The sequence below is a fragment of the Chryseobacterium sp. PvR013 genome, assembly GCF_017833095.1.
Classification (GTDB): Bacteria; Bacteroidota; Bacteroidia; order Flavobacteriales; family Weeksellaceae; genus Chryseobacterium; species Chryseobacterium culicis_A.
Genome location: NZ_JAFIBT010000001.1, coordinates 3,552,316 through 3,563,762, shown reverse-complemented (window position 1 = coordinate 3,563,762; position 11,447 = coordinate 3,552,316). Strand labels below are relative to the sequence as shown.

Genomic DNA, 11,447 nt, shown 5'->3' with positions numbered 1-11,447 from the left:
AAGGTAATACTTCTTCTTTACACATCTGCAGATTGTGGAGTATATTGTCGTTCTATAAATCATAAAAAATGAAAGATGCTTATATCCTGGATCAGGATTTTGAAAATATTGATCTTACCCAATTACAAAAAGGAGAATATGAAAACTGTACATTCAGAAACTGTAATTTTGAATACGGAAATCTGTCCGGTTTCAGTTTTACAGACTGTGAATTTACAGCCTGTAATCTAAGCATGACAAAGCTTATCAAAACAGCCTTCCATGAGGTGGTTTTCAAAGAATGTAAAATGTTTGGACTTCAGTTTAATGATTGTAATGCCTTTGGATTATCTTTCACGTTTGACGGAAGTGCTTTAAATAACTCCGTTTTTTATCAGACTTCCATTAAGAAGACTGTCTTTAAAAATACCAAATTAATAGAGGTGGATTTTACTGAATGTGATCTGTCAAATGCCGTCTTCACTCACTGCGATTTGTCGGGCGCTGTTTTTGATAGTACAAACCTTGAAAAAGCAGATTTCCGCACATCGGTTAACTATTCAATAGATCCGGCTTTAAACAGGCTTAAAAAGGCTAAATTTTCGCTTTCTGAAATCTATGGACTGCTCTATAAACTGGATATTGAAATTGATAAGAATGGCTGATACCGGTAACTGTGGAATTACAGAACTAAAATAAATAGAAATTCATTCAACAGAACTGGGCTTTAGCCAAAAATTAATGTAAACAACACATATAAAAAAGCCATCAGATTTCTGATGGCTTCATTATTTAAATCAATTATTTATAAAATTAAAAATTTGCTGGTGTAGCTGGAGTAGTTGCTGCTAAGTTGTTATAATTTTCTCCTTCTTCATTAATCACTCTCTTAGCAAATCTGAACTTAGGCCCCCAATAAGAATCATTCAGTGAAGAAATCATTACTCCTTTTGATGTTGCTGCGTGGATAAATTTAATCTCACCCTCTTCAGAAACACTCTCTACAATACCTACGTGAGAAATTCTTCTTCCATGAGAGAAGAAAATCAAATCTCCCTTCTGTAATTCTCCTTTTTCTACTCTTTCACCTTCCTGAGCCTGAGATGCTGCTACTCTTGGTAAGCTAAGCCCTGCTGCTGCTCCGAATACAGAAAGAACAAAAGCTGAACAATCGATACCGTTTCTTGTTGTCCCTCCGTATCTGTAAGGAGTCCCAAGATATGTTTCAGCTTCTTCAAGGATACCGTCAATGGTTTTATTATGTTTGATTGCTTTTGCAATCTCAGAATTCTTAACTGCTTTTTTAGCACTAGCGATAGATGCTGCCTTTTCAGCAAGGAAAGAGTCGATAAGTCTTTGCTTATCCTGCTCTATTTTTTTGTTATCTATAGAAGCTAGTTTGGCATCTGTTTTGTATTCTTTTGTGTAAGTTGCTGGTTTTGAAACCACATAATTTGTAGCACACGATTGCAATGAAACTGTAGTAACTAAAGCAACTAAATAAAACAAAACTCTTTTCTTCATATATATTTGATTATCCGTGTTAAAAAGGAATATTTATTTTCAAAAGCAATACAAAAGTAGAGATTCCGAGCAAAAGACCCCTGATATGATAATTGTCAGGATCTTATTTTAACACATTTTAACATATTGTTTGCATATGTTAAAGAAAAATAAACCGCAACGGCCTATTTTTGGTAAGTGTGCGGTTTTTTTTATTAAGATTCTTTAACAAACTCTGTCGATTTTCTTCTATATATCAGGTTCTGTGATTTAAAACTCTAATTTTCAGGGCTGTTAATAAAACAAAAAAATTCCCCGGAAAACCGAGGAATTTAAACTAATATGGAACTTTACAGGACGTTATTTTGTAAACAACATTTCTCTGTATTTTGTCATCGGCCAAAGCTCGTCGTCTACCATCATTTCCAATGCATCAGAAGCTTCTCTGATTGGATCAAATAATGGCTTTACTTTATTACAATAGCTTTCTGCCTGTTTTTGGCTGTCTGATGTGCTTTTTGCGGTTTCTCTGGCTTTCAGAAGATCCTCAACACCAAGCTTAATTTTAGAAACATTTTCAGAAATGCTTGTAATTAAACTCATTTGTTCTTTTGCTAAAGTTTTGAATTCTTTGTCACCAAAGATTTCTTTAAGACCTTTTACGTTTTCAATTAATCTGTTCTGATAGTTTAGTGCAGAAGGAATAATGTGGTTTCTTGCGATATCACCTAAAACTCTTGCCTCAATATCAATAACAGTAGAGTATTTCTCTAATTTGATTTCGTTTCTTGCTTCAACTTCTCTGTGGTTAAAGATTCCCATCTCTTCATATAGATCTAAGAATTTCTTGTCCATTTCCTGCTTTAAAGCTTCAGGAGTTGTTTTAAGGTTGTTTAATCCTCTTTTCTTAGCTTCTTTTGCCCAGTCATCAGAATATCCGTCACCTTCAAACATAATGTTTTTACACTGCTTGATGTATTCTCTCAATACATTGAAGATGGCTTCATCTTTCTTAAGACCTGTTTCAATTAAAGCATCAACTTCTTTCTTGAAATCGTTAAGTTGTTTTGCTGCAATAGTGTTCATTACTGTCATAGACTCTGCGCAGTTTGCAGAAGAACCTACCGCTCTGATTTCAAATTTATTTCCTGTAAATGCAAATGGAGAAGTTCTGTTTCTGTCTGTATTATCTAACAGGATTTCAGGAATTTTTCCAACTACATTTAATTTTAATTCTGTTTTTTCTTCCGGAGATAGTTTTCCGTTGGTTACTTTTTCAAGTTCTTCCAATACGCTGAACAACTGACTTCCGATGAATACGGAAATAATTGCCGGGGGAGCTTCGTTAGCCCCAAGTCTGTGGTCATTGCTTGCAGAAGCGATACTTGCTCTTAAAAGGTCTGCATATTCATGAACCGCTTTGATTGTGTTAACAAAGAAGGTTAAGAACTGTAAGTTTTTCTTTGGATTTTTTCCTGGGCTTAACAGGTTTTCTCCCGTATCTGTTGCTAAAGACCAGTTGTTGTGTTTTCCACTTCCGTTTACTCCGGCGAATGGTTTTTCGTGGAAAAGGATGTGGAAGTGGTGTTTGTGGGCTACTCTTGCCATGATGTCCATCAACAAAGAGTTGTGGTCTACAGCAACGTTTACTTCTTCAAACATTGGAGCAAGCTCAAACTGGTTAGGGGCTACCTCGTTGTGTCTTGTTGTAGCAGGTATACCTAATTTCATACACTCGATTTCCAGCTCTTTCATGAAGTTCATTACTCTTGTAGGGATAGAACCGAAATAGTGGTCATCCAGCTGCTGTCCTTTTGCCGGAGAATGTCCTAACAATGTCTTACCTGTTAATACAAGATCCGGACGTGATTGGTATAATGCTGAATCAACAAGGAAATATTCCTGCTCCCAACCCAAAGTAGGCGTTACCTTCGTTACATTTTTATCAAAATACTGCATTACGTTCGTTGCAGCTTCATCTACAGCGTTCAAAGCTCTCAAAAGAGGTGCTTTATAATCTAATGTTTCTCCTGTATAAGAAATGAAGATTGAAGGGATACATAATGTAGTTCCCATAATGAATGCCGGAGATGTAGGGTCCCAAGCTGTATAACCTCTTGCTTCAAAAGTATTTCTGATACCTCCGTTAGGGAAAGACGATGCGTCAGGCTCCTGTTGGATAAGCATGTTTCCACTGAATCTTTCAATAGCTCTGCCTCCTTCAATTGGAGTGAAGAAAGAATCGTGCTTTTCTGCAGTAGTACCTGTTAAAGGCTGAAACCAGTGAGTATAGTGGGTTACCCCTTTGCTCATTGCCCAGTCTTTCATTGCTACAGCTACCTGGTCTGCAATATGTCTCTGGATCTTAGTTCCTTTTTTAATCGCATCCATGATAGAACCGAATGCTTCTTTCGTTAAATATTCTCTCATTGTTTCTTCTGAGAAAACATTTTTACAGAATAGCTCTGATAATTTCGCAGGGATCTCAACAGAGTTGTCTTTTCTGAAATCCTTAAATGGAAGGGTTTCTAATGCTTTGAATCTTAAGGTTGACATAATTGGGTTGATTTTTTACAGGGCAAATTTACAAAAAAAATGAATCAAAAATATTTTAACCCTAAAAATTTTAGGGGTCTTTTGAAAATTTATACAATTTAAACGATTGTTTGGTGTTTTTTAACAGGGTGTTTTGTGTTTCCTGTTCAAAAACAATTGTAAATAAGAATGCCAGTTGCCTAAGCAGTGCAAAAAAGATTGTATTTGCTGCCTTCCTGTATATATATCGAATTAAATTTACAATTATTTACACTAATTCTTGAGATTTTTCCTGAAAATAAATAAAAAGATCGGCAGAAAAATAAAAAATGAATAGAGAAAAGGCTTAAAATAATCCATGTCATAAATATCAAATGCATAAAATAAGATGTGAGTTGCAAAAGTTATCAAGAGATAAGGGAGTATTTTTTTAGAAGAAATAACTGCATTTATAAAAAACATGACCAGCATCTGAAGGAGGATTACAAGAGGGAACTTATCAAATAATCCATATATTCCGGCAAAAGGAGAAATCAGAATTGATTTAACAATTTGAGTAAAATCAGGTGTTTCATCCAGCTGAAACAAAAAAAACAAAGCTCTGATAGGAAAGTATATAAAGATATGACAAATCCATATTTTCCAAAAAAGAGAAATTCTATTTAATTTACTTTTCATAAGGTTTAATAATTTTTACAATTTCATTATTTACAGTTCCATCTGAATGTAATTTGCCTTTAAATCCATACCACTTTGGTTTATGCTTTGATAAATATAGCATTAATAATGGTAAATCTATCCTGAATTGTGAATCTGTTACTTTAGCATTAGGCGTAAAATCATCAAATGCCGGAACAATGTCATTAAACCAACTAATTGCCTGAGCTCCGGCTCCATGCCATCCGCCGAAAGGGTCTTTGTCTGCCATATTCTGGAATCTGGATATCGTTGATGAACCCGTTTTTCCATAAATGGGCGGGGCTACAACCCCTTGTTCATGTTGGATAAATTCTTTATCCCAGGTATAGGCCGCGTCTCCTTTTAAAGGAGTTTTAGCATATTGTCCATACATCAGCTCATGAAATTTGGTTATGGCAAAATCACAAATACCTAAATTTAATTCATTGAGAATCGTTTCGACATCATTGGCTAAAAAGCTATTTCCTCCTTCCAGTGAGTTCGATAATGCTTTTACCAGTCCTTTAGCTCCTTTGCACCACTTTACTTCATGCCCGAAACGGTTCTTAATATTCCAGTCTACACCCTCGTAAAAATCATAAATTTGTTTAAAAGGAGCAAGTCTTCCAGGTATTTTGTGCTCAATAATATAAGAATAAGCTCTTCTCCAGGTATCATTATTTTCTGCCCTGTCTTTTGTCAGCCATGAACCATCCTGTCCTTTCCAGTCTTGTATTTTTATAGCTTTGTTTCGTAAAGCAAGTTGATAAGTTTCGTAATCAGGAAATTCTCCTCCAATATATTTTTCTACAGAATTTTTGTTGGTTAGGAAATCATACATCAATTGAGGAAAGTTATTGCCAACATAATTTTTTGGAAGAAGTATTTTAATTTTACCACCATCAATATTAATATATTTTGAATGATGAATGGCGGAATCAAAATATTTTACCTTAGAAGCTCCTTCTACAATTTCTATAACAAGCGGGTTGACATTTTGTTCCACATCTTTTACTCCTGCGTAGTTGAAAAGAATATTGATTACCGGAAATATTTTTCCTACAATAAAGACCCTTTCTTTAGGGAAAATATCTGTGGAATAATCAGATAACTGAATGGGCTTAATATGTTTTCTGTAATAATTTGCATTACGAATCTGAAAAAGAGTTTTTACCGTATTAAGTTCTGTTTTATTGAGAAAAAGAACATCATCTTCTTCCCTGTCTTTTACTGCTAATATTTCCTGTTGTGTAATATCTGAAATACTCATCGATGGATATTGCGTATGTAATCCTAATCTTTTTGGATAGCTCATCTGTATATGTTTAGTGTAATTATGGCAAACTTAGCCTTAGCAGACGCCAAATCTCGACGTATTAAAACAAATATTCATTAGCCTGAAGCATATGTTTTAAACGACTTGTTAAAAGACAGTTAAAATAAAATGGGCAAAGATTTTGTATATTTGTGTGAAATTTATTTTATGACAAATTCTAGAGCAAGAGAAACAACAGAGGCTATTGAAAGACTATACATCTCTATGAGACATTTATTTTATAGAGGATTTTTCAAGCCGGGTGGAGTTTCAGGAGAGAGTATCAGAAGTTTGTTAAAGACCATCAATCCGGAAATTTATGGAACCATGAATATTCCAAGCAAACTGGAGCTTGACGGCTTGATGTATGTACTAGACAGACTTCCGGAAGGAATTGAAGAATGTGCTTTTATTCATCTTACATCTGATGAAGGGTTTGATAAAGGAAGTTTCGAACCCATTGTTCCAAAGAAAAGAAGAAGAAACTGTTATAGAATAGACGAACACCAGATGAATATTGAGGTTCTTTTGGGCCGTTCCGAAATTTATGACATTCTTACCCACCTTACCTTCCTTTTTATAGAAGCTGATAAAATCCGTAATCTGGCATTCATTCAGGATGAAAACTGGAAGCCTACACGTGCTTTCAAAATCATTGAAGAAGTAGTAAAAGGAGAAAAGAAATTCAGCAGAAAAGAAAAAGAAGTGGCGCTTATCCATCTTTCTTCTTTAATAGGAAGATCTTTTGATGAGACTTTAAGGGCTTACAATACTTTTGGTGACGATCAAAATCCTGACCGTTTGTTTAAAATCATTTACAACTTAGGAAAAGTAAGTCTTGATGATGCAAAAGGAAGCAGAGAAAGAGAAATTCATTTCAGTTCTATATTAAAAGAAAGAGTAGGGCACCATTATTTTGGAGAAAAATGGGCCAACAAAGTGAAAGAGGTTTTATTTGAAAAGAATCTTCACATGCGTCCGTTACATATTATTTCTGCCAATATGCATTCGGTGAAAAATATGCTGTATGCCAATAATGCCCTTAAAAAGAAGCAGCATCATGAAATTGATTATAAACTGTACGAAGAAATTTCAAACAAAAAAGAACTTCGTGACAAAGTATCAAAATATGCTTTGGATGAAGGGATGATTCATATTGCTGATAAAAGCGGAAGTAATATTGATGTTCAGATTATAGACCTCAGCAAAACAGACCTGAAGAATACTCCATTTGCTGATTGCAAGTTCGGTGGAGACGATGTGGTGATGGTTTTTGATTACGCATTCGGTGAACAGGCATTCGAAGTAATGGATGAGTTGCTTAGACCTTTTGAGCATAAAGGTGAAGTGTATATGATGCATGTAAAATCTGTTTCCATTATGGGGAAAGCAGGTATCCTTACCGGAGAAAAAGGAGATATTATGATTCCTACTTCTCATATTTTTGAAGGAACAGCAGATAACTATCCTTTTGAAAATGCTTTAAAGCTGGAAGATTTCAACGATGATGAACTGAAAGCTTTTGAAGGACCCATGATTACTGTTTTAGGAACTTCTCTTCAGAATAAAGATATCCTTTCTTACTTTATGAATACTTCATGGAAGGCTATTGGGCTTGAAATGGAAGGAGCACATTATCAGAAAGCTATTCAGGTAGCTTCCAAGATCAGACATCATATTTCACCAGATCTTTTTGTATGCTATGCTTACTATGCATCGGATAATCCGCTGGAAACAGGAAGTACGTTGTCTTCAGGAGGCTTAGGTCTTACAGGAGTAAAACCAACCTATCTGATCACTTTAAGAATCCTTGAAAAGATTTTAAGAAGTGGAAAGAAAGAAGCTTCCACTAAAAAATAATTATATTTCATTATAATATCAACCTCAGGTGCATTTGTATCTGAGGTTTTTTTGTAATTAGTTAAACACGAATATCACAAATTTATTTGCACAAATTGCACTATTTTATTGTGTTTAAAATAGTGGTTTTCATTGGTGAAATTTGTGTTTAAATAAAAACCTATCTTTAGGAAATATAAATAAAATATCCATGAGCTCAGTTTCACAACTTGCGAAAAGATTCAGAGAGGTTCTGCTGGATGGTCTCTGGATCGCCAATACCAATTTTAAAGATCAGCTTTCAGAGGTGACTTGGAAACAGGCTGTGACAAAGATAGACTCTCTTAATACCATTGCAATGCTCACTTTCCATATAGATTATTATATTGCAGGAATTATGAATGTTTTTGAAGGTGGGAATCTTGAAATTAAAGATCAATTCAGTTTTGACCTTCCTCCCATAGAATCGCAGAAACAATGGGAGGATTTGTTGGATAAATTTTGGAAAAATTCTGAAAAATTCGCAGCACTCCTGGAACAGATGCCTGATTCCAAACTTGATGAGGTTTTTGCAGATGAAAAGTACGGAACTTACCGTAGGAATATCGATGGAATGATTGAACACAGCTATTATCATCTGGGACAGATTACTTTAATCAAAAAACTATTAAAAACCTCTGAAAATAAATGAACACCTTTGAAAAGCTGTGGATAGATAATCTTTGTCAGGGTTTTAAACCTTGACAAGGATTGTTGGAAATAAAGCTCAAAAGATAATTTAACAATTCAGATTAAAATCTATCTAAAACCATATTAAACAGAATAAAATCTCAGAATAACTCCTATTTGAGGCTTTTATTTAAATTACCTACCTTTAGAAAAAAATAAAATTTTAAATGAGAAAATCGGCTGCAATCATTTTTGCGTTTATCATTTCACAATTTCAGGCTCAGCAAGGAGCTTATTATCAGCAGGCTGCGAAGTACAAGATGGATATTGATGTCAATGCTGAAAAATTTACCTATCAGGGAAAACAAACTTTAGAATACACCAACAATTCGCCGGATAAGCTGAATGTGGTTTATTTCCACTTATACTGGAATGCTTTCAAACCTAATTCTATGATGGATCAGAGAGTGGCTTCCCAAGGAAAAAATGGTGACGGAAGACTGCAGAAAGATGGTATTTCAAGACTGGCTTCTATTCCAAAAGATCAGGAAGGAGCTCAGAATATTCACTGGATTAAACAAAATGGAAAAGACCTGAAATTTGAAGTTCAGGAAACCATTATGAAAGTATACCTGGCAGAACCTATTAAACCCAACTCTACCACTACGTTTACGATGGACTGGGATTCTGTAATCCCTCAGCAGATCAGAAGAAGTGGAAGAAACAACAGGGAAGGGGTAGACATGACGATGACCCAATGGTATCCAAAAATTGCGGAGTACGATTATGACGGCTGGGCAACTTTTGATTATCTGGGAAGAGAATTTCATGCGCCGTTCTCAGATTTTGATGTTACCATTAAAATCAATAAAGATTATGTAGTGGGAGCAGGAGGAATTCTGGAGAACCCTGCAGAAGTAAAAGGCTACGATGCCAATGCTAAAATAAAAACAGAAAAAGATAAAAAAGCAACCTGGAAATGGACTGCAAAAAATATCCTTGACTTTGCATGGAGTGCAGACAGAGATTATTCTGTAGAAAGCTTCAATGTTCCTGAAGGACCAAAAGTATATCTGGTCTATCAGAAAAATGATAAAACAAAAGCATGGGGTGAATCACAACCTTACATCACGAAGTATTTCCAGATCATGAATGCCCACTTTGGAAAATATGTATACCCAACTTATGCATTTATCCAGGGAGGAGATGGCGGAATGGAGTACGGAATGTGTACTATGATTTTAGGGGAAGCTAAAAATGTTAAAGATTTAATGGGCTTAATGGCTCACGAAGGCTCTCATTCATGGTATCAGCAAATGCTCGCTACTAACGAGTCTGTTCGTCCATGGATGGATGAAGGGTTCACAAGCTATGCAGAAGGATATACCATGTATCAGCTGTTCCCTGAAGATCTGCCAAACCCGTTTGCAAAAACGCTTGATGGTTACAGAAAATTTATCAAAAAAGGAATTGAAGAACCGGCTGTTTGGTTGGGAGATCATCATGATAACGGTACATCTTATACCTATGCATCTTATGTAAAAGGAGAATTATACCTGGTACAGCTTGGATACATTATGGGAGAGCAGAACCTTGCAGAAACGTTAAAACAATATTATGATCAATGGAGTACGAAACATCCTTCAGACAGAGATTTCCTTCACATTGCCCAAAAGGTTTCCGGAATGGATCTGAAGTGGTTCCACAACTATTGGATTAATACAACAAAGACAATCGATTACGGAATCAAAGATGTAAAATATGATGCCAAGTCTACCACTATTACCCTGGTTAATAATGGTCAGGTCCCAATGCCTATTGATTTTGGAGTGATGACTGCGGATAAGAAAGTTATTACGTATCAGATCCCATTGAATATGACTCATACATGGAAAGAAAAAGATATCTACGGGGAGCTTAAAACAATGCCTTACTGGCCCTGGACTCAGAAAGAATACACGCTTACCATTCCTTATACTAAATCTCAGTTATCTGTTTTGGGAATTGATTTCAGTCAGAGAATTGCAGATGTGAATATGGAGAATAATTTTGTAGAAGTAAAATAAACTAAAAAAGAGCTATTTCATTTTGAGATAGCTCTTTTTTTATAGTGTACATAATAGATGCTGCTGAATTCTCTGCGGTTTTATCCTAATTCTGAAGTGCTATTTTCAAATTGATTTTCTCTACATTTTTTATTGAATTAGTGACCTTAAAGCCATTTTTATAATCTATAGTATAGCTTTCTATAATAAAATCATAATTCCCATTCAATTTTTCTTTTAAGCTTGAGAGAAGCATTTTGTCAATATCATCACCCAGGTCTGAATAATAAAATCGAATTAAATCTTTATCCCATGGTTTCAATTTGATCGTTAGCTTAATCTTCCTATTTATATTTTCAAAAATGCGGGAATATTGTATTAAATATTTATTTTCTCCGATTTTTTCAACGATAATATCATCGGTTATAAATCTATTTTGAGAGGTAAGTTTTTGAGAAGAAACGAAGTTATAAATATTCTTGTTAGGATCCGTTTTGTGATTGAGCATTATAACTTCATTATTTTCATAATCATATAACTTGGATATATCGTCATTATATTTATACATGATATACTTTGGATTTTCAGAGTTGATCAGGAACTGGGATTTATTTATAGGACTATGACTGCTTTTTATCAGAAATTTATAATCGAAACTATAATTAGTTTGTGCATTTATACTACAACTCATAATTATAAATAAAAAATAGGCGATAGCTTTTAAATTTTTATCCATTTTTTGTTTTTTAATTCTTGTACAAGGATAATTTTTTTTAATCACTCAGCAATAGGTTTCTATAGATTTTTTTTAGCTTTTATGAACCAAATGTATGTTGTAATAATAAAAATACGCCTCATTTTGTTTCCCGCAGCCTGGTTAAGAC

8 protein-coding genes are annotated in these 11,447 nt (G+C 34.6%); 4 read left to right on the top strand and 4 right to left on the bottom strand.

All coding sequences use genetic code 11. From position 1 onward, the window contains the following. Positions 1-68 precede the first annotated feature (68 nt). Positions 69-644 (top strand): pentapeptide repeat-containing protein, encoded by a 576-nt coding sequence (locus JOE44_RS16190; protein WP_209786362.1) that lies wholly within the window; start codon positions 69-71, stop codon positions 642-644. Between the two features lie 148 nt (positions 645-792). On the opposite strand, the gene JOE44_RS16185 is transcribed toward JOE44_RS16190, so the two are convergent. The 3 genes from JOE44_RS16185 to JOE44_RS16175 form a co-directional block, all read right to left on the bottom strand. After that, positions 793-1,503, bottom strand: a complete 711-nt coding sequence (locus JOE44_RS16185) for an NlpC/P60 family protein (protein ID WP_105683117.1) — start codon at positions 1,501-1,503, stop codon at positions 793-795. A gap of 339 nt (positions 1,504-1,842) precedes the next feature. Then, positions 1,843-4,038: a glutamine synthetase III gene (locus JOE44_RS16180; protein ID WP_209786361.1), complete on the bottom strand. Its 2,196-nt coding sequence runs from the start codon at positions 4,036-4,038 to the stop codon at positions 1,843-1,845. Between the two features lie 646 nt (positions 4,039-4,684). Beyond that, positions 4,685-6,010 carry a hypothetical protein gene (locus JOE44_RS16175; protein WP_209786360.1) on the bottom strand — a complete coding sequence of 442 codons (1,326 nt, stop codon included), beginning with the start codon at positions 6,008-6,010 and terminating at the stop codon, positions 4,685-4,687. A gap of 168 nt (positions 6,011-6,178) precedes the next feature. Here JOE44_RS16175 and JOE44_RS16170 point away from each other — a divergent pair, with 168 nt between their 5' ends. From JOE44_RS16170 to JOE44_RS16160, 3 genes are all read left to right on the top strand, one after another. Further along, positions 6,179-7,870, top strand: a complete 1,692-nt coding sequence (locus tag JOE44_RS16170; RefSeq protein ID WP_209786359.1) for a hypothetical protein — start codon at positions 6,179-6,181, stop codon at positions 7,868-7,870. 190 nt (positions 7,871-8,060) lie between these two features. Next, positions 8,061-8,540 (top strand): DUF1572 domain-containing protein, encoded by a 480-nt coding sequence (locus tag JOE44_RS16165; RefSeq protein ID WP_209786358.1) that lies wholly within the window; start codon positions 8,061-8,063, stop codon positions 8,538-8,540. Positions 8,541-8,745: 205 nt separating this feature from the next. Beyond that, complete coding sequence (locus tag JOE44_RS16160) at positions 8,746-10,584, top strand: M1 family metallopeptidase (RefSeq protein WP_209786357.1); 1,839 nt, start codon at positions 8,746-8,748, stop codon at positions 10,582-10,584. An 85-nt stretch (positions 10,585-10,669) separates the two neighbouring features. Here the strand turns inward: JOE44_RS16160 and JOE44_RS16155 are convergent, their stop codons facing one another. Continuing rightward, entirely contained in the window at positions 10,670-11,299 is a 630-nt protein-coding gene (locus JOE44_RS16155; RefSeq protein WP_209786356.1) for a hypothetical protein, read from the bottom strand. Positions 11,300-11,447 lie beyond the last annotated feature (148 nt).

What these genes read in the sequence shown, in the direction of transcription:
- JOE44_RS16190 (WP_209786362.1), top strand. Translation starts at nt 69, where the DNA reads ATGAAAGATGCTTATATCCTGGATCAGGATTTTGAAAATATTGATCTT.
- JOE44_RS16185 (WP_105683117.1), bottom strand. Translation starts at nt 1,503, where the DNA reads ATGAAGAAAAGAGTTTTGTTTTATTTAGTTGCTTTAGTTACTACAGTT.
- JOE44_RS16180 (WP_209786361.1), bottom strand. Translation starts at nt 4,038, where the DNA reads ATGTCAACCTTAAGATTCAAAGCATTAGAAACCCTTCCATTTAAGGAT.
- JOE44_RS16175 (WP_209786360.1), bottom strand. Translation starts at nt 6,010, where the DNA reads ATGAGCTATCCAAAAAGATTAGGATTACATACGCAATATCCATCGATG.
- JOE44_RS16170 (WP_209786359.1), top strand. Translation starts at nt 6,179, where the DNA reads ATGACAAATTCTAGAGCAAGAGAAACAACAGAGGCTATTGAAAGACTA.
- JOE44_RS16165 (WP_209786358.1), top strand. Translation starts at nt 8,061, where the DNA reads ATGAGCTCAGTTTCACAACTTGCGAAAAGATTCAGAGAGGTTCTGCTG.
- JOE44_RS16160 (WP_209786357.1), top strand. Translation starts at nt 8,746, where the DNA reads ATGAGAAAATCGGCTGCAATCATTTTTGCGTTTATCATTTCACAATTT.
- JOE44_RS16155 (WP_209786356.1), bottom strand. Translation starts at nt 11,299, where the DNA reads ATGGATAAAAATTTAAAAGCTATCGCCTATTTTTTATTTATAATTATG.